We start from the raw sequence: 23,197 nt of genomic DNA, 5'->3' as shown, positions 1-23,197 counted from the left end.
GGGCCGAGGCCTCCGTCGCGCCAGGTTTCACGTCGCTCTTGTCGTCCATGCTCTACCCCCGTTCCTCGGGAAAGTAGCGCTCGACGCTGTCTCAAGAAACCGTGCCCCGGCCCACGCTGATGATCAACGGGCAGGCGGGGCACAAATACGGCATCCCCTTCATGGTGCAGGCGCGCTCCGCCTTCGGCTTCGCCGGCACCCGAATTCCGGCGCTGGTGCGCTCGGTCCCGGCGATCGTCTGGTTCGGGTTCCAGAGCTGGATCGGCGCGGGGGCGCTCAACCTCGTGTCGGAGACGCTGTTCGGCTATTCCAACATCTGGATCTTCTTCATCGGCTTCCAGTTCCTGCAGATCGGCCTCTCCGTGCTGGGCTTCCACGGCATCAAATGGCTCGAGAACATCGGCTCGGTCTTCATCATCGGCTCGCTGATCTACATGTTCTTCAGCGTCATCAGCAAATACGGCGACGAGATCATGACCAACCTCGTCAATGTCGAGGGCACCTGGGGCGCGCCGTTCTGGGGGGCGACGATGCTGTTCCTCGGCATCTATTCGACGATGATGCTGAACGTCTCCGACTATTCGCGCGAGTTGCGCAAGGATGTCGGGCCGGTCCGTCAGGTTGTGATCTATGCCAACTCGATCCTGCCGGCGACGCTCTTCATGGGTCTGATCGGGCTCATGGTCTCCGGCGCGACGGGCGAGGTCGATCCGATCAAGGTCTTTTCGAGCGCCGTCGACAACAAGCTTCTCCTGATCGTGACGCTGCTCTTCATCGCCTTCGCGCAGGTCACGACGAATATCCTCAACAACGTCGTGCCGCCGGCCTATGCGCTCATGGATGTGTTCAAGGTCAGCTTCAAGACCTCGGCGGTGATCGTCGGCCTGCTCGCCTTCGCAACCTTCCCCTGGGAACTGGTGAAGGACGAATCCGCCGACGGGCTCAACATCTTCATCCGCACCTATTCGGCCTTCCTCGGACCGATCTTCGCGATCCTCGTCGTGGATTACTACATCCTGCGGCGGCGGGAGCTGAACCTCGACAAGCTCTATGATCCGACCGGCTCCTATCGGGGCGTCAACATGGCCGCGGTCATCGCGATGGCGGTGGGTGTCGTCGCCGCGCTGACCTTCACCGGGATCTCCTGGTACGCGAGCCTGCTGCCGGCCGGGATCGCCTATTACGTGCTCATGAAGACGCTGCCGAGCGCCCGGCGCTTCCTCGAGAACTGAGGCACGCGGCACCCGGGCAAGACCCGGGGTGCCCTCCGCCGAATGCCGAGCCCCGGTCCCTGTCAGGGCCGAGGTTCGCGCGTCAGACCACGGCGCCGATCTGCCAGGGCACGAATTCGTTGTCGCCGAGGCCGAGCGCCTCGCTCTTGGTCGTCTGGCCCGAGGCGGTGGCGAGGATCAGCGCCACGATCTCGCGCCCCTTGTCCTCGAGCGACACGCCCCGGCTCAGCACGTCGCCGCAGTTGAGGTCCATGTCGTCGGGCATCGCCTGCGCCAGCCGGTCGTTGGTCGCGAGCTTGATCGTAGGCGCGGGTTTCGAGCCGAAGGCCGAGCCCCGGCCGGTCGTGAAGACGATGAGCTGCGCGCCTCCCGCGATCTGGCCGGTCGCCGAGACCGGGTCGTAGCCGGGCGTGTCCATGAAGTTCAGCCCCGGCGTGGTGATCGGCTCGGCATATTCGAGCACGGCCTCGAGCGGCGCGCCGCCGCCCTTCGCGACGGCGCCGAGCGATTTTTCCAGGATGGTCGTCAGGCCGCCCGCCTTGTTGCCCGGCGAGGGGTTGTTGTCGAGCGAGGCGCCGTTGCGCGCGGTATACTCCTCCCACCACCGTATCCGCTCCAGAAGCTTGTCCGCCACCGCGGGTGTCACCGCGCGATCGAGCAGGAGCCGCTCGGCGCCGTAGATTTCCGGCGTCTCCGACAGGACCATGGAGGCGCCATGCGCGGCGAGGATGTCGCTCGCGATGCCGAGCGCGGGATTGGCGGTGACGCCGGAGAACCCGTCCGATCCGCCGCATTGCAGTCCGATCCGGAGCGACGAGGCCGGGACGGTCTCCCGCCGCGACTCGTTGAGCGCGGGCAGCATCTCGCGGATGCGCGCCTTGATCGCGTCGATGGTGCGGCGCGTGCCGCCGGTGTCCTGGATGGTGAGGCCGTGGAACCGCGCCGCGGCGCCGAGCTCCTGCTTCATCCGGGCGATCTGCATCACCTCGCAGCCGAGCCCGACGAAGAGCGCCGCGCCGACATTGGGATGGCCCGCGTGGCCCGTCAGCACGCGTTGCAGCGCGCGCCAGCCCGGCCCGCTGTCGGCCATGCCGCAGCCGGAGCCATGCGCGAAGGCGACGACGCCGTCCACGTTCGGATAGGCGTCGAGCGCGCCTTCGATGCGGATTTCCTCCGCGGCGCGGCGGATGACCGTGGCCGAGCAGTTCACGGTGGCGACGAGCGCGAGGTAGTTGCGCGTCCCGACCGAGCCGTCCGGCCGGCGGTAGCCTTCGAAGGTCAGTTCGCCCGCCGCCCGGTCCCCCATCGCGGCGCGCGCCGCGTCGAGCCCGGCGCCGGGATGATACTCGCGGTCATGCGCGCCGAAGGCGCAGTTGTGACGGTGGACATGCGCGCCCTCGGGGATGTCCTCGGTGGTATGGTCGATGATCTGCTCGTATTTCACCACGGTGCCGCCGGCCGGGATCGCCGCGCGCGCGATCTTGTGCCCGGCCGGTGCGACGCCCTTTTCCGTCAGGATCGCCACATTGTCCGACGCATTCAGTATCAGGGGTTCAGGCATCGACCGCTCCTCCCACCATGGCCCGGGCGCCGTTCGCAAGAAGCCCGGAGAGCGCCCGCGTCAGATCGGCGGCGAAGTCCGGGTCGTCGCGGAGCGCGCTCGGGAACACCTCGGTTACCGAGAGATAACCCCGAACCGTGTCTTCGGGATCCGTCGTCCAGAGACCGGCGAGTTTCGCCGCGAGCGGGTCCTTGACCTCGATCGGGTCGCCCTTCTCGTCCTTGCCGGAAGTGTAGCGGATCCAGGCCGCCACGGCGAGCGTCAGGCCCGGCACCGGACGGCCGGCGACGCGGGATTCGGCGATGGTGCCGAGGATGCGCTGCGGGAGCTTCTGGCTGCCGTCCATGGCGATCTGCCAGGTGCGGTGGCGGATCGCGGGGTTGGCGTAGCGCGCGGCGAGCGCGTCGGCGTAGTCGCCGAGATCCTCGCCCGGCGGCGGGGCCAGCGCGGGGATGATCTCGTCGCGCCAGAGCCGCCGCGCGAAATCGGCGAAGGCGGGGTCGGCGACCGTGTCGGCGATGGTCTCATGGCCCGCGAGATAGCCGAGATAGGCGAGCGAACTGTGCGTCCCGTTGAGCATCCGGAGCTTCATGTGCTCGAACGGCGTCACATCCTCGACCATCTGCGCGCCCACGGCGCCGAAATCGGGCCGGGAGCCGACGAAATAGTCTTCGATCACCCATTGCCGGAACGGCTCGTGCATCACCGGCGCCTCGTCGCGCGCGCCGGTCAGCGCTTCGAGCCGGTCGAGATCGGCCGCGGTGGTCGCGGGAACGATCCGGTCCACCATGGTCGAGGGGAAGGCGCCCTCGGCTTCAATCCACGTGGCGAGCTCGGGATCGATCAGTCCGGCGAGTTCGAGCACCACGCCGCGCACGACCTTGCCGTTCTCGGGAAGGTTGTCGCAGCAGAGCACGGTGAAAGGCGGAAGGCCCGCGGCGCGGCGTGCCTCAAGACCCCGGACGAGGAAACCGGGAGCGGATTTCGGCAGCGGGTCCGCGAGGTCATGCACGATGTCAGGATGCTCGCGATTGAGCCTGCCGGTCGAGGGCTGGTGGCAATAGCCCTTTTCCGTGACCGTGAGGCTCACGATCCCGACATCGGGCGAGGCCATCGCATCGAGGACCGCCTGGGGGTCCTCCGGCGCCACGAGAACCTCGCGGAGCACGGTGATGGCCTGGGGCGTCTCGCCCTCCGGCCCGAGTTCGAGCGCGGTATAGGCCCAGCCCTGCGGCTTGAGCTTGTCCCGTGTGCCGGGCGATTGCAGCGAGACGCCGATGATGCCCCAGTCGCCGCCCGCCTTCTCCATCGCCTCGGCGATGTAGATCGCACCATGCGAGCGGAAAAAGGCGCCGAGGCCGAGGTGGACGATCCCGGCGGGGGCCGTCGAGGGTTCGCGATAAAGCCTATCGGGCAAGCCAGCCTCCATCGACATTGAGGACCGCGCCGTTGATGTAGTCGGACGCGGGCGCTGCGAGAAACACCGCCGTCTGGCCGATATCCTCGGCCCGGCCCCAGCGGCCGGCGGGAATGCGGTCGAGGATCGCCTGATTGCGCGCGGCGTCGGCGCGGAGCGCCTCGGTGTTGTTGGTCTCGATATAGCCCGGCGCGATCGCATTCACATTGAGCCCCCGCGCGGCCCACTCATTGGCCAGCAGCTTGGTGAGCCCCGCGACGCCATGCTTGCTAGCGGTATAGGAGGGAACGCGAATTCCGCCCTGAAACGACAGCAGCGAGGCGATGTTCACGATCTTGCCGCGGCCGCGCGGCAGCGCGGAGCGGGCGAAGGCCTGGCAGGTGAAGAAGACCGCCTTGAGGTTGACGTCGATCACCTCGTCCCAGTCGGTCTCGGAGAATTCGACCGCGTCGGCGCGGCGGATGATACCGGCGTTGTTGACGAGGATATCGACGCGTTCCTCGGCGAAGACATCGCGCGCCGCCATCGGATCGGCGAAATCGAGCTGGAGCGCGCGGCCCGATCCCATGAGGTCCAGCGTCTCGTCGCAATCGCGGCGGGCGGCGGCGATGACCTCGGCGCCCGCCTGTGCCAGCGCGACCGCGATCGCCTGTCCGATGCCGGTATTGGCACCGGTGACGAGCGCGACCTGGCTTTCGAGCGAGAAGGGGCTCATCGCAGCTCCTCCGGCTGGACGAATTCCATGTCGGTGTAATCGACGTTGTCGCCCGCCATCGCCCAGATGAAGGTGTATTCCCCGATCCCCGCGCCGGCGTGGACCGACCATGTGGGCGAGATCACCGCCTGCTCGTTGGCGACGAAGATATGCCGCGTCTCGGTCGGCTCGCCCATCAGATGCAGCACGCGCGATTCCGGCGCCATGCCGTGGTAGAGATAGGCTTCCATCCGCCGGTCATGGACATGGGCGGGCATGGTGTTCCAGACCGACCCGTCCTCGAGCGAGGTGTAGCCGAGCACGAGCTGGCAGCTTTCCATCACCAGCGGATGGATGAACTGCCGGATCGTGCGCTTGTTCGAGGTGTCAACCGAGCCGAGTTTCACCTCCTTCGCCTCGCCGACGGTGACGAGGCGGCAGGGTAGTTCGCGGTGCGCGGGCGCCGAGGTGATGTAGAAGCGGCCCCCCCCGGAGAAGGTCACCGCGCCCGAGCCCATCCCGAGATAGAGCACGTCGCCCTTCTGCATGTCCCAGCCCTGGCCCGCGGCCTCCACCCGGCCGGTGTCGCCGATGTTGACGATGCCCATCTCGCGGCGGTCGAGAAAGCTCGGCGTCTTGGTTTCCTCGATCCTGTCGAGCGTGAGCGCTCCGCCGTTCGGGACCGCGCCGCCCAGCACGAACCGGTCGTAATGCGTGTAGACCAGCCGGATCTCGCCATCGGCGAACATGCCCTCGGTCAGGAAATGCCGGCGCAGCGTCTCCGTATCCATCGCCTTCACGTGGTCGGGATGGGTCGCGTGGCGGGTTTCGACATGGGTCATGAGGGTACTCCTATAGAAAGTCGTCGCGGCGGGGGGTGAAGCTGTCGATCAGCTCCCCCGCCTCGAGGCAGACGCAGCCGTGTTCGGTGCCCGAGGGGATCACGAAGGCATCCCCCGGTCCGACCTCGAACTCGCGGCCGTCCATGGTGAAGCGGAACTGGCCTGAGCGGACATAGGTGGACTGCACATGCGGGTGGCTGTGGAGCGCGCCCTGGTCGCCCGCCGCGAAGGCGAAGCGGACGACCATGAGTTCGGGCGAATGCGCGAGGACGGTACGGATCGGGTCGCTCATTTGAACACCGCGGGCAGCCAGAGGGAGAGGGCGGGGATGTAGGTCACCAGCATCAGCGCCGCGAAGGCCGCGCCGTAGAAGGGCCAGATCGTCCGCATCGCCGTCCAGATCGAGATCCGCCCGACCGCGCAGCCGACGAAGAGCACCGCGCCCACGGGCGGCGTGCAAAGCCCGATGCCGAGGTTCAGGACCAGGATCACCCCGAAATGCACCGGATCGACGCCGAAGGCCATCGCCACCGGCAGGAAGATCGGCGTGGTGATGACGATGAGCGGCGACATGTCCATGAAGGTGCCGAGGATCAGCAGGATCACGTTCATGAGCAGCAGGATGACGAGCGGATTGTCCGAGACGTTCTGCAGGAGTTCGACGAGCTGCGCTGGCACCTTGAGATAGGCGAGCAGCCAGCCGAAACAGGCGGCGCAGCCGATCACGAGGAGCACCATCGCGGTGGTGCGGACCGCGGCCTTGGTCGCCTCGACGAATTCGCCCCAGGGCAGGCTGCGATAGACGAGCGCGGTGACGAGCAGCGCGTAGACGACCGCGATATTCGAGGATTCCGACGCGGTGAACACGCCGGAGCGCACGCCGCCGAAGATGATCGCGATCAGGATGAGGCCGGGCAGCGCCGAGACGAAGAGATGTCCCATCATCCGAAGGCCGGGGAAGGGCTCGGTCGGGTAACCGCGCTGCTTCGCGACATACCAGGCGGCCACCATGAGCAGGACCGCGAGCAGGAGGCCCGGGATGATGCCGGCGGTGAAGAGATCGGCGATCGAGAGCCTTCCGCCGGCGGCGATCGAATAGATGATCATGTTGTGCGAGGGCGGGATCATCAGCGCGATGATCGAGCTCACCACGGTGATGTTGACCGCGTAATCGACGTCATAGCCCTTGCGCTTCATCTGCGGCACCATGAGGCCGCCGACCGCGCTGGCATCGGCCGCGGCCGAACCGGAGACGCCGCCGAACATGAGCGAGGCCATGATGTTCACCTGGCCGAGGCCGCCGCGCAGGTGACCCACGAGCGCGCCTGCCAATGCCACGAGTCTTCGCGCGATGTCGCCGCGCACCATCAGGTCGCCCGAATAGATGAAGAAGGGGATCGCCATCAGGGCGAAGACCGAGATGCCGGAATTGAGCCGCTGGAACACGACGACCGGCGGCAGGCCGAGATAGAGCACGGTGAAGAAACTGGCCGCGCCGAGGCAGAAGGCGACGGGCGTGCCGATCAGGAGCAGGAAGGCGAAGCTTCCGAACAGAATCCAGTATTCCATCGATCTACTTCCTGTTCTCGTCGGGCATGTCGGGCAGCGCCTCGCCGCCGATGCTGTGGGAATGGTGTTGTCCGTCGACCTCGCCGCCGGCCTCGTCGTCGGTATCGCCGAAGCGCGCGGTCTTGAGCCCGGCCGAGCGGCGCAGGATGCGTTCGATCGAGAAGAGAATGAGCAGGATGCCCCCGCCGATCAGGGGCGCGAAATCCCAGACGCGGGAGATGCCGAGGCCGGGGATCACCCCGCTCGCCGCCTTCGCCGCGAGTTGCGCGCCGTACCAGGCCATGCCGAAGCCGAAGGCGACGACGACGAGGTCCGACAGGCTGTGGAACCACGGGCGCCAGCTTTCGGGCATGACCATGAGGCCGACATCGAAGGAGAGGTGATAGCCTTCCTTCACCCCGACCGCGGCGCCGATGAAGATGAACCATCCCATCAGCATGACGCTGGCGGGCTCGGCCCAGAACAGGCTGGTCCCCAGCACATAGCGGTAGACGACCTGCGCGAAGACGAAGGCGGTCATCAGCACGAGGCCGATCCCCGCGATCCAGAGGCCGGCACGGGCGATCAGGCCGGTCGTGTCGGCGAGCTTATTCAATCCGTCGCGCATCTAGCGCCTCCATTCGGGAAGAAGGGGAGCCGTCCGCGAGACACCCCCGCGGACGGCCGGCGGCGTCACTCGGTCGCCTGGATGCGGTCGACGAGATCCTTCGCCTCGGGCGTGGTCACGTATTTCTCGTAGACCGGGGTCATGGCCTCGATGAACGGCGTTTTGTCGATCTCCTTGACGATCTCGACGCCCGCCGCGACGACCTTCTCCTCGGAGGCCTTCTCCTGCGCGGCCCAGAGCTCGCGCTCGGTGACGGCGGAGTTCTTCGCCGCTTCGCGCAGGACCGCCTGATCCTCGGGGGTCATGTTGTCCCAGGTCACCTTGGAGATGGCGACCAGTTCGGGAACCATCAGGTGCTCGTCGAGCGTGAAATACTTCGCGACCTCGGCGTGGCCGGAGCTGTCGAAGCTCGGATAGTTGTTCTCGGCACCGTCGATGACGCCGGTCTGGATCGAGGAATAGACCTCGCCATAGGGCATCGGCGTCGCGTTGGCGCCGAGCGCCGACATCATGTCCACGAAAACATCGTTCTGCATCACGCGGAACTTCATGCCGGCGAGGTCGTCGATCGACTCGATCGGCTTCTGCGAATTGTAGAAGCTGCGCGCGCCCCCGTCGTAATAGGCCAGCGCGATCAGGTCATACTGTTCGAAGGTCGCGGCGAGTTCCTCGCCGATCGGGCCGTCCATGACGGTGTACATGTGCTCGCTGGAGCGGAAGAGATAGGGCAGCGAGAAGATCTGCGTTTCCGGCACGATGTCGTTGAACGTGCCGAAGGAGGCGCGGACCATGTCGATGACGCCGAACTGCGTCTGTTCGATCGTGTCCTTCTCCTCGCCGAGCTGCGACGAGGGGAAGACCTCGATGCAGATCCGGCCGCCGGTCTTCTCCTTGACCTCCTCGGCCATCGCCTTCACGCCCTCGACGGTCGGATAGCCGTCGGGATGGGTGTCGGACGAGCGCAGCGTCGTCTCGCACTCCTGGGCCGAGGCCGCGGATACGAGGGCGGCCGAGGCGAGCAGGGCCGCGAGGGTGGGTTTGAAAAATTTCATCTTATCCTCCCGTTACGAAACTTCAGAGTTTGTAGGCTTTCTTCGCGAGACCATAGGCCAGATCGCGCGCCAGTTCCGGCGCCTCCGCCTCGTCGAGCCGCCCGGTCAGGACGGCCGTCGCGAGGAAGGCGCAATCGACCCGGCGGGCGACATCGTGGCGCGCGGGGATCGAGCAGAAGGCGCGGGTGTCGTCGTTGAAGCCGACGGTGTTGTAGAAACCGGCGGTCTCGGTCGCCGTCTCGCGGAAGCGGCGCATCCCCTCGGCGCTGTCGTGGAACCACCAGGGCGGCCCGAGTCTGAGGCAGGGATAGACGCCGGCGAGCGGTGCCAGTTCGCGTGAATAGGACGTCTCGTCGAGGGTGAAGAGGATCACCGTCAGATCCGGCTCGGTGCCGACCGCGTTCAGGAGCGGGCGCAGCGCCGCGACGTAATCGGTGCGGCCGGGGATGTCGAAACCCTTGTCGCGCCCGAACATCGCCATCATCGGTTCGGAATGGTTGCGGCGCGCGCCGGGGTGGATCTGCAGCACCAGCCCGTCGTCGAGGCTCATCCGCGCCATCTCGGTCAGCATCTGGCCGCGGAAGGCATCCGCCTCCTCCGCCGAGCATTCACCCCGGAGCGCCTTCTCGAAGAGCGCGGCGGCTTCCGCACGCGGCAGGTCCTCGGTCCGGGCGGAGATATGGCCGTGGTCGGAGGAGGTCGCGCCGAATTCCTTGAAATAGGCCCGCCGTGCCCGGTGCGCGTCGAGATAGCCGTCCCAGGTCGTGGTATCGAAGCCCGTCTGCTCACCCATGAGCGCGACGTTCCCGGCGAAGCCCGCCATCTCGGGGTCAACCACGCCGTCGGGCCGATAGGCGGTGACGACCTTTCCCCCCGACCAGCCGGAGTCGCGGATCATCCGATGCCATTTCAGCTCGTCGGTCGCGGGTTCCGTCGTCGAGATGGCCTCGATGTTGAACCGCTCGAAGAGCGCCCGCGGCCGGAACTCCGGCTTCGCCAGGCAATCGGCGATATGGTCGTAGTACCAGTCCGCCGTCTCGGGGCCGAGCGGCCGGTCGATGCCGAAGACATGCTGGAAGCTGTGGTCGAGCCACATCCGCGAGGGGGTGGCGCGGAACAGATAGTAGTGTTCCGCGAAGATCCGCCAGATCGCGCGCCCGTCGGTCTCCGTCTCGCCGCCATCGGCGCGCGGCACGCCGAGCGCCTCGAGCTTCACGCCCTGCGAACAGAGCATGCGGAAGACGTAGTGATCGGGCGTGACGATCAGCTGCGCCGGATCGGGGAAGGGCTCGTCGAGCGCGTACCAGCGGGGATCGGTATGTCCATGCGGGCTGATGATCGGCAGGTCGCGAACTTCGCCGTAGAGCGCGCGCGCCAGATCACGGGCGCGACCCTCGATCGGGAACAGCCGGTCTTCGTCCAGCAGGGGCATGCGTCAATTCCTCCCATTCTCGCCACTTGATTCATTTCTAAACTGCTAATATGCTAGTTTTCAAGTTACGTCAACACGGGGTTGCTCCGATGGCCGCGCATGAAACCGGGATCGCCACGTTGCCGCCGCTCGGAGAGCTCCGGACCCGAACCGTCACCGACCAGATATTCGACGTTCTCTACGAGCGGGTGGTGGACCTGACGCTGCCGCCGGGTGCGAAGCTTTCCGAGGCCGAGGTGGCGGCCCAGATGGGTGTTTCGCGGCAACCGGTGCGCGATGCCTTCTTCCGCTTGTCGCAGACCGGCTTCATCCAGATCCGCCCCCAGCGCGCGACCACCGTCACGCCGCTGTCGGAAGAGGCGGTGCTCCGGGCGCATTTCATCCGCACCGCGCTCGAGGAGGCCTGCGTCCGGGTCGCGGCGGAGCGGCTGAACGAGGCGAGCCTCGCCGCGCTCGATGTCTTGGTCGAGCGTCAGGCGGAGGCGGTGGCGGCGGGGGATCGGTCGGCCTTCCACGCGCTCGACGACGATTTCCACCGCGACATCTGCGCCTTCGCGGGACTCGACTTCGTCTGGGCGCTGGTCAAGGAGAACAAGGGGCACATGGACCGGGCGCGCTATCTGAGCCTCAGCTACGGCTCCGACACCGCGCTTGCCGAGCACCGCGTGATCATGAAGGCGCTCCGCGCGCGCGATCCCGAAGCGGCGGCGGATGCGATCCGCGAGCATCTGGGCCGCATCCGGGAGATCATCGCCCGGGTGCGGATCGAGCAGCCGAGCGTCTTCGCGGGCTGACCATTCCATCCCCCGCGCTTTCCGCGGTGCGCGCGGCCCCGGGAGTGTCGCTCCGGATCGCCGGGCTCGGTGATCCGCCGCCGATCACGGCGTCGATCGCGCATGGCTTGCCCCCTTTCGCACACCCCGATCCGTGCCTAGGATCGTCTGGATGGCAACCGGGGGAGGCGCCGATGCTGAAGGGAATTGATCCGCTGCTCGGTCCGGATCTCCTGAAGACGCTCGCCGACATGGGACACGGCGACGAGATCAGCATCGTCGATGCGAATTTCCCCGCCGCCTCGGTGGCGCGGGAGACCGTGCTCGGCCGCCCGCTCCGGATCGACTGCGACGCCGTGCGCGCGGTCCGCGCCGTACTCTCGCTCCTGCCGCTGGACGATTTCGAGCCCGATCCGGTCCTCACCATGCAGGTGGTGGGCGACCCGGAGCAGGTGCCCGAGGCCGTGCGCGAGGCCCTGCCGCTCTTCGAGCCAGAGGGAATCCGGCCCGCGGCGCTGGAGCGGTTCGACTTCTATGCGCGGTCGAAACGGAGCTTCGCGATCCTCGCGACCGTGGAGACGCGGATCTACGCCAACTTCATCCTGCGGAAGGGCATTGTCGCGCCCAAGTGACCAATGGCGACAGGAACGGGGAGTGACTCAAGGCATCAACCAGAAGCGCGCCATGCGCGCGGGAACGACTGAGGCATGATCTACCTGAACTCGGGCGGCCACGGCCTGCCATCGAATGCCACCCTCGAGCGCATGATCGCGCATCTGCGGCTCGAACAGGAGGTCGGCGCGCCGGAGGCCGCGCACCGGGTCGCGGGCGAACTCGCCGAGATCACCGGCGACGCCGCGCGGATGCTGGGCGCCGAGGCGGCGGATATCGGCTGGAGCGCGACGACCTCCACCGCCTGGGCGGAGATCGTTTCGCGACTCGATCCGCGTGGCGGTCGCCTTCTGGTCGCACCGCATGAATGGGGCGACAATGTCCTGGCGCTGCGGCGGCTCGCGGAGCGGTCCGGCGCGGTGGTCGAACGCCTCCCCGATCTCGACCCCGATGAGCCGGATCTGACGCCCTGGGCCGCGCGGATCGACGAGGATGTCGCGGCGATCTTCGTTCCCGCCGTGACCAGCGTCGAGGGGCTGCGCTATCCGGTCGAACGCATCGGCCAGCTGGCGCGCCCGGCCTCCTGCCTCTATGTCATCGACGCGGCCCAGTCGATCGGACAGGTGCCGACCGACGTGACGCGGATCGGCTGCGACGCGCTGGTCGCGACCTGTCGCAAGCGGCTGCGCGGTCCGCGATCCACGGCGCTGTTCTGGACCAGCCCGCGGCTGCCGGAGCGGTTCCGCGCCTCGGCGCTGGCGCCGACCGACGCCAATCTCGCGCTGCGGCTCGGCGCGGGCGAGGCGATCCGCGCCGCGCTGGAAATCGGGATCGACCGTGTTGGCACGCGGGGCCGCCTGCTCGCCACGCGCGCCTGGGAGGAGGCGACGGAGCGCGGGCTCGGCGTCATGCTCCGCGCGGAACCCCGAACCGCGACCTGCTCGCTGATCGTCCCAGCCGCCTGCCTCCAGCGGCTGAGGGCGGAACTCGGCCGGCGAGATATCGTGGTCAAGGTACTGACCCCCGAAACCGACGAACCTTTGGCCGGGCATGCGCTCGGCGATTCCATCGGCATCCGGATCACGCCGAATGTCTACAACACCGCCGAGGAGGTGACAGCGACCGTGCGGGCGATCGCGGAAATCGCGCGATCGGCGCGGGGGGCGTGACCTTCCGGCGGGACCGGCATCGGGGACGATCTCCGCGGACGCAGGGAAGGCGAAGCGGTCGGAGGCCGTCGCGGGACCCGCCGCCCGGGTTTCAGGAGGCCGTCGCGCTCGCGACCGGCGGTCCCAATCGCTCCAGTTGCGCGACCAACGCCCCCTCCGCGGGGGCGGACCCCCGAGCGTTGAAGACGTCGAACATGCGCCGGGACGCGGCTGGCGTGTCGGCGGCGACGATCAGCGCACGGGCGAAATCCGGTCGCGCCACGCGGCGGCACAGCGACAACCGGTGGACCGGCGGCGTGACGCGGATGTCGGCGCGTCCCGCCGGCTCGTTGGTGAGGATACCGCCCCGCCCGATGCTCCAGTCGAGCCCGCTCCCCCGCAGATAGGCGTCTCGATCGCGCTGGTTGCCCTGAAGATCGCCCTTGATGGTGTTCAGAAGCCTGCCCGCGAAGGAGGGAAGTTCCGAGCCCATGCCGGAGAGGAGCACGAAGCGGCCGCTGAAGCCCGCGGCCTTCGCCGCCTCGACGGCGTTGACCAGCCCCTGATAGGTTACGGCGCGGATCTGGTCCGATGGCTTGAAGAAGCCGCGGCCGGCGATGCCGCCGGTGACATCGACGGCGAAGAAGATCGCGCGGCAGTCGCCGAGGCCCGCCCGCCCGAGGGAGCCGCGATCCGTGACATCCCCGGCGCGGATATCGACGCCGGCGGGAAGGAGGCCGCGCGCCTTGCCGGGAGCGCGCGCGACGCCGCGGACGGCCGCCCCGCGCGCGACGAGCTGGCGCGCGATCCGGAGCCCGGTCCCCCGGGTGCAGCCGATGACACAATACGGGGCCGAAGCGGCGTCTTCCGCGATCGGTGGCATGTTATCCTCCATCTGATCCGCCGAGGCCGGCGCAAGTGTCTTCAACCTCCTTCAGACCGCGACACGGCGCCGACCACAAGGTCTCGCGCGGCGTGGCTCGGGTCCGCAGGTGCTGCGTCGAGGCTCACGCCGTGATTCCCCACGTTCGCGCGCGCCGTCCGGCCAGCAGGTGCCACCGGCGCGGAGCGGCAGTGTCGAGGATTGGCTTTCGGACGGCGCCGGCCCCAGGGGCCGAGGCATACGACGCGCGTCAGGCGCATCGATCCGGGCCGGGGCCGATGGCAGAGTTCACCGCCCGTCCCGACCGGTGCCTCGCGGGAGTTGATCGCGGGCTTCGGGGATGGCGTGGGCGTGGTGCCGGATGCTCCGGCCCGCGCCCGCGCCGGTTCCGTTCCCGATCAGGCCTCGTCTTCGGCCCGGGTCTCGTAGCCCGGGTTGCGCCGGCGGGCCAGCATGTTGAGCCCTTCGACCAGCGCCGAGAAGGCCATCGCCGAATAGATGTAGCCCTTCGGCACGTGGAAGCCGAAGCCGTCGGCGATCAGCGTCGTGCCGATCATCAGGAGGAAGCCGAGCGCCAGCATGACGATCGTCGGGTTGCGCTCGATGAAATTCGCCACCGGCGTCGAGGCCACGAGCATGACCGTTATCGCGACGATGACCGCGATATACATGATCGCGAGGTGATCTGTCATCCCGACCGCGGTGATGATCGAATCGACCGAGAAGACCAGATCGAGCAGCAGGATCTGGAAGATCGCGCCGCCGAGGGTCGCGTTGACGGCGTTGCCGACCATCTCGTCCTTGGGATCATGCGGATCGACGGTGTGGTGGATCTCCTTCGTCGCCTTCCAGATCAGGAACAGCCCGCCCGCGATCAGGATGAAGTCGCGCACCGAGAAGCCGTGGCCGAAGGCGGTGAAGAGCGGCTCCGTCATACTGACGATCCAGGAAATCGTCGTGAGGAGCAGGAGCCGCATGATGAGCGCCGCGCCGATGCCGAGCCGGCGCGCCTTCTGGCGATGCTCGGCCGGAAGCTTGTTGGTCAGGATCGAGATGAAGATCAGGTTGTCGATGCCGAGCACGACCTCCATGGCGATCAGCGTGATCATGGCCGCCCACCCTTCCGGGGTGGCCAGGAATGCGAGACTCAGATCCAAGGGGGTTCTCCTTCTTTCGCGCGGTAGCGGGTCAGTCCGCGGGGGGGATTCGGGGGCGGCGGAGCCAGAACGGACCGATGGCGTTGAGGCCGAGGATTCGCAAGACATGATGCGCGCCGACGAAGGCGGGGTCGAGACGCAGCGCGAGCGCCATCGCGGCCATCGCCTCGACACCGCCCGGCGCATAGGCGAGCCAGAGCTGTCCGTAGGGCAGTCCGAGTGACCAGGCTCCGAAGGCGGCGATGCCGGCGGAGATCGACAGACCGAGCAGGATGCTCGCCACCGCGCCCGGAACGGTCCTGACGACGGCTGTCATCGTCGTGCCCCGGAAGCGTGCGCCGATGACGGCGCCGGTGGCGATGAAGCCGATGATCACCAGCGGGGCCGGGAAGCGGCCGTGTACGACGCCGGTCGCGTGCAGGGCCGCGCTCGCGACCATCGCGCCGAGCAGCGTTCCCGCCGGCACGCCGAGCCGGTTCAGCGTGAAGGCGACCGCGCCACTCACCGCGAGCACGACAAGCACTTCCACGAAGCCGTTGGTGTCGGGCGTCGGCGCCAGCGACATCGGCCCCATGCTCCCGTCGCTCAGGAAGGCGAGGAGCGGCGGCATGAGGGCGACGAGCGTGAAGACGCGAAGGCTCTGGGCGAGGATGACCCGCGGCATGTCGGCCGTGCTCGACGCCGCGATCACCACGACCGAGGAGAAGGCGCCGGGCATCGAGGCGAAGCGGGCGGTGACCGGGTCCCAGCCATGCACCTTCTCGAGATAGAAGCTGGCGACGAAGAGCGTCGAGAGGACCGAGACGGCGAGAAGCGCGATGCTGCCCGGCCAGGCGGCCATGGTCGCGAGCCCCTCCGGGGTGACGGCCGAGCCGATCGAAATTCCGAGGAGAAGGAAGGCCACTTCGCGGACCCGGGTCGGAAGGCCGACGGGCAGTCCGGCGAGCGCGGCGAATGCGACCGCGACCATCGCGCCCATGAGCCAGGCGGCGGGCCAGCCGAGCGCCGCGAAGAGCGCGCCACCGCCCGTGGCGAGCGCGGCGGTGGCGAGGGTCCAGCCGGCGAGGCGCCAGCCGGTCACCCTCGCCTCCGCGGGGTCCCGGGGCAGGCAGCGCGCGTCGCGGCGCGGCGCATGACCGCCGCCACGGATCGACGGGTCGCTCGGTTCATTCGGCAGGCCTCGTTCCTTGATGCGAAGGGCGGATGGCGCGGCCCCTGCGAGAAGGGCCGCGCCTGCGGGATCAGACCTGATCGCCGCGCGCGAGGGCGCGGCGCTTCATGATCACCGGCACGATCACGAGGGCGGCGGCGATCAGGAGAAGCGCGAGGGCGAGCGGCGAGGTGAAGAACACCGAGGCGTCGCCCTGGCTGATCTCGAGGGCGCGGCGGAACTGCTGCTCGGCGAGCGGGCCGAGGATCAGGCCGACGACGCAGGGCGCGACCGGCACGTCGAGCACGCGCATGCCGAAGCCCATGATGCCGATGATCCAGAGCACGACGAGATCGACGACGTTGTTGTTGAGCGTATAGGCGCCCATGGTCGCGAAGACGAGGATGCCGGCATAGAGCCAGGGGCGCGGCACCTTCAGGAGCTTCACCCAGACACCGGCCATCGGCAGGTTCAGGACGAGCAGGAGCACGTTGCCGAGATAGAGGCTCGCGATCAGGCCCCAGACCAGGGACGGATTGCCGTCGAAGAGCATCGGCCCCGGCTGCAGCCCGTACTGCTGGAAGGCGGCGAGCATGATCGCGGCGGTCGCCGAGGTCGGCAGGCCGAGCGAGAGCAGCGGTGCCAGCACGCCGGCGGCGGAGGCGTTGTTCGCCGCCTCGGGCCCGGCGACGGCCTCGATCGCGCCCTGGCCGAATTCCTCCGGGTTCTTCGAGAGCTTCTTCTCGACGAGATAGGAGAGGAAGGTCGGGATCTCCGAGCCGCCGGCCGGCAGCGCGCCGATCGGGAAGCCGATGAAGGTGCCGCGCAGCCACGGCTTCCACGAACGCTTCCAGTCCTCGCGGCTCATCCGTGCGGAGCCCTTCATCTCGTAGAACTCCTCCTTCTCGAACCGGTAGCGGGCAGCGGAGTAGAGCGTCTCGCCGATGGCGAAGAGCCCGACCGCGACGACGACCGTGTCGATTCCGTCGAGAAGTTCCGGAACGCCGAGGGTGAACCGCGCCTGGCCGGTCTGGAGGTCGATGCCGACGAGGCCGAGGGCGAGGCCGATGAAGAGGCTGGCGAGGCCGCGGGCGAGCGAGTCGCCGAGGACCGCCGTTACCGTGGTGAGCGCCAGGACCATCAGCGCGAAATATTCCGCCGGGCCGAAATAGAGCGCGATCTGCACCATGACCGGCGCGATGAAGGTGAGCCCGAGTGTCGCGATCGTGCCGGCGACGAAGGAGCCCACGGCGGCGGTGGCGAGCGCCTGGGCGCCGCGGCCCTTGCGGGCCATCATATTGCCGTCGATCGCGGTGACGATCGCGCCGGATTCGCCGGGTGTGTTCAGGAGGATCGAGGTTGTCGAACCGCCGTACATCGCCCCGTAGTAGATGCCGCCGAACATGATGAAGGCGGCGGTCGGATCGAGCGAGGCGGTGACCGGCAGGAGCAGGGCCACGGTCAGCGCGGGCCCGATGCCCGGCAGCACGCCGATCGCCGTCCCGACGGTCACGCCGAGCGCCGACCAGAACAGGTTCATCGGAGTGAGCGCGACGAGGAAACCTTCCCCGAGCGCGGCGAGGGTTTCCATCAGGCGTCTCCTTCCAGCATGTCTTCGAAGACGGTGCCGACCGGCAGGCCGAGGCCGAGACCCCAGTTGAACACCGCGTAGGTCAGGCAGGTCAGGGCGATCCCGATCAGGACGCTGATCAGAACCCGCCGCTCGTAGAAGGCGAGGGTCGCGACCACGAACATCAGCGTCGTGGTGATGATCCAGCCCAGTCGCTCGAGGAGCAGGATCTGGAGGATCAGGCTGCCCGCCGCGAGGCCGAAGGCGCGCCAGTCGAGCTCGAAGCCGGTCTCATGCGCGACATGGCCGCTGACCGCTTCCTTCAGCAGCGCGACGCCGACGGCGATCAAACCGAAACAGACGATATAGGGAAAAAGATGCGGTCCGACGACGGTCTGTGTGCCCGTCGATGCCATCTCGAAAGTCTCAAGCCCGATGAACAGGCCGAGCGCGAGGACGAAGGCCCCGAGGATCGACTCGCTCAATCGTAATGTTCTGCCAGGTATCATGCGGGGTCCTCCGAGGATGTTCCGGTTCTGTCGTGGCCCGCTCGGCGGGCAGGCCCGCCCCACCCTGGGGTGGGGCGACCCAGGTTCTCCCTGGCCAGCACGCCTGCCGGGAAGGCGTCCGGAGGTTACTGGCCCGCGAGGCCGAGTTCGGTCAGGATGCCCTCCATGAGCGCGCGATCCTCGGCGAGGAAGGCCGCGAATTCCTCGGCGGGCTGGTAGAGGTCGGTCCACTGGCGCTCGGCGATCGCGTCCTTCCAGGCCTGGCTCGTGGCCATCGCCTCGAAAGCCGCGCTGAGTTCGGCCATGTCCTCCTCCGAAACGTCCGGGGCCGCGAAGACGCCGCGCCAGTTCGCGAAGGCGACATCGACGCCCTGCTCCTTCAGGGTCGGGACATCGACGCCCGGAATGCGCTCCTCGGAGGAGACGGCGATGGCGCGCAGCTTGCCCGCGTCGACCTGCGGGCCGAATTCGCCATAGCCGGAGATGCCGACCGTGACGTGACCGCCCATGATCGAGGACAGCGCCTCGCCGCCGCCCGAATGGGCGATGTAGTTGAGCTTGGAGACATCGGCGCCGATCGCCTTCATGACGAGGCCCGCGACGATATGGTCCGTGCTGCCGACCGAGCCGCCGCCCCAGGACACCGCCGCCGGGTCCGCCTTCAGCGCCGCGACGAGGTCGTCGAGCGTCTGGACCGGCGAGTCGAGCGGTGCGACGATGATCTCGTATTCGCCGACCGTGCGGGCAAGCGGTGTGACCTGTTCGAGGGTGACCGCGGCCTTGTTGGTGATGACGGCGCCCTGCAGCGTCTGACCCGCGCCGAGCACGGTGTCGGCCTTGCCGGCCGAGGTGGTCACGAACTGCGCGAGGCCTATGGTGCCGCCGGCGCCCGGAACGTTCTGGACCTGGACGCGGGAAGCGAGTTCCTCGTCCTGCAGCACCGTCTGCATCAGACGCGCGGTCTGGTCCCAGCCGCCTCCGGGGTTCGCCGGGGCGATCAGCGTGAGCCGGCCGAGTTCGGCCGAGGCGGGGGTCGCGATGGCGAGCGCGCCGAGCGCGGCGGCGCCCAGAAGGCTCCGGATCGGTACCGTGAGCTTGAGCATGGGTTTCCCTCCCTGATTTGGTATTGAGCGATTTCAGTTCTGGACGATCGCGCCCGTGCCCGGAGCCTCGCCGATTTCTGCGTCCCCGCCAAGCTCCGTTACGGGCCCCGGGCCATGCTCCGCGAGATGACGTTCGAGCACGAGCGGGATGAGCCCGCCCGCCGCCAGCATGCGCGCATCGAGCGAGGTCTCGATGAGCAGGCGTGTGACGAGCTCGATCACCTCGCCCGAGGCCCGGCGGATCGTGACCGGCACGACCATCCCGGGCATGAGCGCGCCATAGTCGATCGTGAAGGCGATCGTGTCCTCGGGCCGGAGCGCCAGCGAGGCCGGGTGGCTGCCCTCGGGCAGTTCGAGCGGCAGGATACCCATGCCGATCAGGTTCGAGCGATGGATGCGCTCGAAGCTCCGCGCCAGCACCGCCCGCGCCCCGAGCAGCGCCGGGCCCTTGGCGCCCCAGTCGCGGGACGAGCCGGCGCCATATTGCTGGCCGGCGAGGATGACGGTCGGCGTCCCTTCCTCCCGGTAGCGCTCGGCGGCCCGGTAGAGCGGCAGCAGCTCGCCCGAGGGCGCGTGGCGCGTGAAGCCGGGCGCGGCTTCCGGCACCAGGAGGTTGCGCACCGAGCGATTGGTGAAGAGCCCGCGCACCATCGCCTCGAAATTCCCCCGCCGCGACGAGAAGACGTTGAGATCGCGCGGATTCTCGCCCCGCTCGATCAGCCAGGCGCCCGCCTCGCCCTTCGCGGGGATGGCCCCGGCGGGCGAGATGTGGTCGGTGTTGATGTCGTCGCCGAGCGCGATGAGCGGCCGCGCGGCCAAGTCGGTCGGCCCCGCCGGACGCGAGGGCAGGGCGACGAAGGGCGGCCGGCGCAGGTAGGTGGAGGCCGGGTCCCACGGGAACCGGGGCGCCGTCGGCGCGTCGAGCTCCGCCCAGACATCGCCGCCGCTGTTGTCGGCATAGGCGCCGGAGAAGTCCTCCGCCGTCACCGCCTCGGCATGCGCCGCCTCGACCTGCTCGTCGCTGGGCCAGATGTCACGCAGGAAGACCGGCGCGCCTTCGGGGTCGCGACCCAGCGGCTCGCGGGTGATGTCGCAATCGACCGTGCCGGCGATTCCATAGGCGACGACGAGCGGTGGCGAGGCGAGGAAGGCGTGTTCGATCTGGCCGTGAACCCGGCCGGGGAAATTGCGGTTTCCGGAGAGCACCGCCGCGGCCGTGATCCCGCGGGTCTCGATCGCCTCGGCCATCTCGGGGACGAGCGGGCCCGAATTGCCGATGCAGGTGGTGCAGCCGAAACCGACGATGCCGAAGCCGAGCGCCTCCAGATCATCCATCAGGCCGAGCCGTTCGAGATAGCGGGCGGCGGCGCGCGATCCCGGCCCGAGCGAGGTCTTGACCCAGGGCGGCGGCGCCAGCCCCCGCGCCCGTGCCGCCCGCGCGACCAGCCCCGCGACCAGGAGCATCTTCGGATCGGTCGTGTTGGTGCAGCTCGTGATCGCCGCGATCGCGAGCGCGCCGTCGCGCAGCCCGCCGGCCAACCCGCCTGCCAGCGGCTCGGTCTCCGCCTCCGGTCGGGCGTCGCGGCCCACGTCGGTGATGAGATCGTCCTCCGCCTCGGCCGGATCGCGCATGGCAAGCGGCGCCCGCGCCGGTTCGAGCCGGTCCTGCGGCCGCTTCGGCCCCGCGAGCGACAGGCCCACCTCCGCGAGATCGAGGTCGAGCACGGCCGCGTAGCGCGGCGTCTCGCCGGGATCGTGCCAGAATCCCTGATGCCGCGCGTAGGTTTCGAGATCGGGCAGTTGCCCGTGATCGCGCCCCGTCGCGCGGAGATAGTCGAGCGTGCGCGCATCGATCGGGAAGAAGCCGGTCGTCGCGCCATATTCCGGCGCCATGTTGGCGATCGCCCCGCGCTCGCCGACGCTGAGCGCCGCGACGCCGGGGCCGTAGAATTCCACGAACTTGCCGACGACGCCGAGCTTGCGCAGCCGTTCCGTCACGGTCAGCGCCACGTCGGTCCCGAGCCGCCCCGGCCCGAGCGCGCCGGTGAGGCGCACGCCCACGACTTCGGGCAGCCTGAGCGCCAGCGGCAGGCCGAACATCGCCCCTTCGGCCTCGAGCCCGCCGACGCCCCATCCGAGCACGCCGAGCGAGTTGATCATCGGCGTGTGGCTGTCGGTGCCGAGCAGCGTGTCGGGGACGATCCAGTCCTCGCCGCCCAGGCGGTCGAAGGCGACGACCGGGGTCAGGTGCTCCATGTTGATCGTGTGCATGATGCCGGTTCCCGGCGGGAACACGCGGAAGTTTCCGAGCGAGGCCGCCGCCCATTTCATGAACCGGTAGCGTTCCGCGTTGCGCCCGACCTCGATCGCCATGTTCTCGGCGAGCGCGGCGCTGGTGCCGAAACGGTCGACGCCGACCGAATGATCCGTGGAGGTCGCGACCGGGCAGATCGGGCTGAGCGAGGCCGGATCGCCGCCGTTCTCCGCGATCACGTCACGCATCGCGGCGATATCGACCAGCGCGGGGCCGCAGGTCGTGTCATGCATCAGGATGCGGCGCGGACGGAACGGGATCTCGATATCCGCCCCGCGCCCGCCATGGGTCAGGATCGCGTCGAGCGCCGCCCGCGCCTCGTCCGCGCCGGCCTCGCGGAGCGCATTCTCGAGGAGCATCCTCAGAACCCAGGGCACGGTCGCGAGCCGCTCCCCCGCCGCCGCTCTGACGTCGGTGAACCGGCGCGAACCCGATGAAAGCCGCGTCGTCGCTGTGAACCCGGCGCTACCCGCCTGACCGTTCATGGCCGCCCCTCCCGTTTCGATGGGCGGACTTTGCACTATGACTTGTTAAAGTGCAACTAGAATCTTCACGGTTCCGTCACTCGGCGATCACCGGCCCGAGGCGCTCCAGATTGCGCACGACCGTCACGAGATGCGCGCGCAGTGTCTCGGCGGCCTCGGTGTTGCGACCCTGCTCCAGCAGTTTCAGGATGTCGAGATGCTCGCGGGCATGCTCGTAGTACCGCTCGCGCGTGGACATGCCGCGGTAGGAGAGCAGCCGGCGCACGCGGTTGATCCGGCGCAGCGCATCGAGGAGGAAGGGATTGCCGCCCGCGCCGACGATGCTCTCGTGGAACACGACCCCGCGCTCGTGCAGCGCGGCCGCCGGCATGTTCTCCAGGGCGCCGTCGAGAAGCTGGAGTTCGGTGTCGCGCAGCCGCTCGATCGTGTCCGCGTCGAGATGATAGCCCGGTTCGAGCAGCGCCGCCGGTTCGAGCGCCATGCGCGCGCGATAGGTCTGGATCAGCGATTCGGGCGTCGTCAGCATTTCGCTGAATTCCCAGCCGTAGCCGGGCCGCCGCTCGGCCCAGCCCTCCTGCGCGATCCGCCCGAGGACGGCGAGGGCCTGCGCCCTGGTGAGACCGTACCGCTTGCGGATCAGCGCCTCGGAGACCTGGGCCGGCAGCCGCCCGTGCGAGCGGTCCGCCGCGATCCGCTCATAGGCGTCCGTCACCTCCTCCCGGACCGGCAGGCCGAGGTCGCTGGCCGAGAGATTCGCGGCCTCGCCGACCATGTAGCCGCGGTTCGGCGCGTGTTCGAGCACGCCCTTCTCATGCAAGAGCCGCAAGGCCTGGTTGATCGGCGACCGCGAGACGCTGAAGCGGTCCGCGAGTTCCTGCGCCGCGACATGGGTCCCGCTGGGGAGTTTCGCCGCGTTGATATGTTCGACGATCCGCGCGGCCAGCGACCCGCTGAGTTCACCGCGACCGCTCATCAAAGCCCTCTCCATTCGACCAGTACGCCCGCATCATTGCATTTTGGATTCATGGCGTCCAGTTGTCTGAATGCCGCGGGCGAGGGCCCGGCCGTCTCCGGGGCCTCCGATCCG

At 68.5% G+C, this 23,197-nt stretch carries 21 protein-coding genes; 4 read left to right on the top strand and 17 right to left on the bottom strand.

Translation table 11 applies throughout. The features are described 5' to 3' along the window. Positions 1–101: 101 nt before the first annotated feature. Positions 102–1,232 (top strand): NCS1 family transporter, encoded by a 1,131-nt coding sequence (locus tag ACLJK8_RS13775; RefSeq protein WP_413150865.1) that lies wholly within the window; start codon positions 102–104, stop codon positions 1,230–1,232. An 82-nt stretch (positions 1,233–1,314) separates the two neighbouring features. Here ACLJK8_RS13775 and ACLJK8_RS13770 read toward each other — a convergent pair whose 3' ends face one another. From ACLJK8_RS13770 to uxaC, 9 genes are all read right to left on the bottom strand, one after another. Next, the gene (locus ACLJK8_RS13770) at positions 1,315–2,793 is read right to left on the bottom strand and encodes a UxaA family hydrolase (RefSeq protein ID WP_413150864.1); all 1,479 of its coding nucleotides are present in this window, start codon (positions 2,791–2,793) and stop codon (positions 1,315–1,317) included. Then, on the bottom strand, positions 2,786–4,222 hold the full coding sequence (locus ACLJK8_RS13765) for a mannitol dehydrogenase family protein (RefSeq protein ID WP_413150866.1): 1,437 nt from the start codon (positions 4,220–4,222) through the stop codon (positions 2,786–2,788). Before ACLJK8_RS13765 ends, ACLJK8_RS13770 begins: the two co-directional genes overlap by 8 nt. Next, the gene (kduD, locus tag ACLJK8_RS13760; protein WP_413150863.1) at positions 4,200–4,925 is read right to left on the bottom strand and encodes a 2-dehydro-3-deoxy-D-gluconate 5-dehydrogenase KduD; all 726 of its coding nucleotides are present in this window, start codon (positions 4,923–4,925) and stop codon (positions 4,200–4,202) included. The genes ACLJK8_RS13765 and kduD overlap by 23 nt, the downstream gene beginning before the upstream one ends. Beyond that, positions 4,922–5,746 carry a 5-dehydro-4-deoxy-D-glucuronate isomerase gene (kduI, locus tag ACLJK8_RS13755; protein ID WP_413150861.1) on the bottom strand — a complete coding sequence of 275 codons (825 nt, stop codon included), beginning with the start codon at positions 5,744–5,746 and terminating at the stop codon, positions 4,922–4,924. The genes kduD and kduI overlap by 4 nt, the downstream gene beginning before the upstream one ends. A 10-nt stretch (positions 5,747–5,756) precedes the next feature. Then, positions 5,757–6,038: a cupin domain-containing protein gene (locus ACLJK8_RS13750; protein ID WP_413150860.1), complete on the bottom strand. Its 282-nt coding sequence runs from the start codon at positions 6,036–6,038 to the stop codon at positions 5,757–5,759. Continuing rightward, positions 6,035–7,315 carry a TRAP transporter large permease gene (locus tag ACLJK8_RS13745; protein WP_413150859.1) on the bottom strand — a complete coding sequence of 427 codons (1,281 nt, stop codon included), beginning with the start codon at positions 7,313–7,315 and terminating at the stop codon, positions 6,035–6,037. The genes ACLJK8_RS13750 and ACLJK8_RS13745 overlap by 4 nt, the downstream gene beginning before the upstream one ends. A gap of 4 nt (positions 7,316–7,319) precedes the next feature. Further along, complete coding sequence (locus tag ACLJK8_RS13740) at positions 7,320–7,922, bottom strand: TRAP transporter small permease (protein WP_413150857.1); 603 nt, start codon at positions 7,920–7,922, stop codon at positions 7,320–7,322. Between the two features lie 65 nt (positions 7,923–7,987). Next, entirely contained in the window at positions 7,988–8,974 is a 987-nt protein-coding gene (locus tag ACLJK8_RS13735; protein ID WP_413150856.1) for a TRAP transporter substrate-binding protein, read from the bottom strand. 22 nt (positions 8,975–8,996) lie between these two features. Continuing rightward, complete coding sequence (gene uxaC, locus ACLJK8_RS13730; protein ID WP_413150855.1) at positions 8,997–10,406, bottom strand: glucuronate isomerase; 1,410 nt, start codon at positions 10,404–10,406, stop codon at positions 8,997–8,999. 89 nt (positions 10,407–10,495) lie between these two features. Between uxaC and ACLJK8_RS13725 the strand changes: the two genes are divergently transcribed. The 3 genes from ACLJK8_RS13725 (at position 10,496) to ACLJK8_RS13715 (ending at position 12,960) form a co-directional block, all read left to right on the top strand. Continuing rightward, a complete protein-coding gene (locus ACLJK8_RS13725; protein WP_413150854.1) occupies positions 10,496–11,200 on the top strand; it encodes a GntR family transcriptional regulator in 705 nt (234 codons plus the stop codon). Between the two features lie 173 nt (positions 11,201–11,373). After that, positions 11,374–11,811 carry an RbsD/FucU family protein gene (locus tag ACLJK8_RS13720; protein ID WP_413150853.1) on the top strand — a complete coding sequence of 146 codons (438 nt, stop codon included), beginning with the start codon at positions 11,374–11,376 and terminating at the stop codon, positions 11,809–11,811. Positions 11,812–11,886: 75 nt separating this feature from the next. Further along, on the top strand, positions 11,887–12,960 hold the full coding sequence (locus tag ACLJK8_RS13715) for an aminotransferase class V-fold PLP-dependent enzyme (protein WP_413150852.1): 1,074 nt from the start codon (positions 11,887–11,889) through the stop codon (positions 12,958–12,960). 91 nt (positions 12,961–13,051) lie between these two features. Here ACLJK8_RS13715 and ACLJK8_RS13710 read toward each other — a convergent pair whose 3' ends face one another. From ACLJK8_RS13710 to ACLJK8_RS13675, 8 genes are all read right to left on the bottom strand, one after another. Beyond that, a complete protein-coding gene (locus ACLJK8_RS13710; protein WP_413150851.1) occupies positions 13,052–13,822 on the bottom strand; it encodes an NAD(P)H-binding protein in 771 nt (256 codons plus the stop codon). 398 nt (positions 13,823–14,220) lie between these two features. Continuing rightward, positions 14,221–14,979: a TerC family protein gene (locus ACLJK8_RS13705; protein ID WP_413150850.1), complete on the bottom strand. Its 759-nt coding sequence runs from the start codon at positions 14,977–14,979 to the stop codon at positions 14,221–14,223. A gap of 31 nt (positions 14,980–15,010) precedes the next feature. Then, complete coding sequence (locus ACLJK8_RS13700) at positions 15,011–16,060, bottom strand: AbrB family transcriptional regulator (protein WP_413150849.1); 1,050 nt, start codon at positions 16,058–16,060, stop codon at positions 15,011–15,013. Between the two features lie 160 nt (positions 16,061–16,220). Continuing rightward, positions 16,221–17,720 carry a tripartite tricarboxylate transporter permease gene (locus tag ACLJK8_RS13695; RefSeq protein WP_413150848.1) on the bottom strand — a complete coding sequence of 500 codons (1,500 nt, stop codon included), beginning with the start codon at positions 17,718–17,720 and terminating at the stop codon, positions 16,221–16,223. Beyond that, positions 17,720–18,184 carry a tripartite tricarboxylate transporter TctB family protein gene (locus ACLJK8_RS13690; RefSeq protein WP_413150847.1) on the bottom strand — a complete coding sequence of 155 codons (465 nt, stop codon included), beginning with the start codon at positions 18,182–18,184 and terminating at the stop codon, positions 17,720–17,722. The genes ACLJK8_RS13695 and ACLJK8_RS13690 overlap by 1 nt, the downstream gene beginning before the upstream one ends. A 149-nt stretch (positions 18,185–18,333) precedes the next feature. After that, entirely contained in the window at positions 18,334–19,311 is a 978-nt protein-coding gene (locus ACLJK8_RS13685) for a tripartite tricarboxylate transporter substrate binding protein (protein WP_413150846.1), read from the bottom strand. A gap of 33 nt (positions 19,312–19,344) precedes the next feature. Further along, on the bottom strand, positions 19,345–22,110 hold the full coding sequence (gene acnA / locus ACLJK8_RS13680) for an aconitate hydratase AcnA (RefSeq protein ID WP_413150845.1): 2,766 nt from the start codon (positions 22,108–22,110) through the stop codon (positions 19,345–19,347). A 76-nt stretch (positions 22,111–22,186) separates the two neighbouring features. After that, complete coding sequence (locus tag ACLJK8_RS13675) at positions 22,187–23,083, bottom strand: GntR family transcriptional regulator (RefSeq protein WP_413150844.1); 897 nt, start codon at positions 23,081–23,083, stop codon at positions 22,187–22,189. Between the last annotated feature and the right edge of the window lie 114 nt (positions 23,084–23,197).

Source organism: Amaricoccus sp. W119 (assembly GCF_047275745.1).
Taxonomy (GTDB): Bacteria; Pseudomonadota; Alphaproteobacteria; order Rhodobacterales; family Rhodobacteraceae; genus Amaricoccus.
The sequence above is the reverse complement of the archived record's forward strand: the minus strand, read 5'-3'. Positions and strand labels throughout refer to the sequence as shown.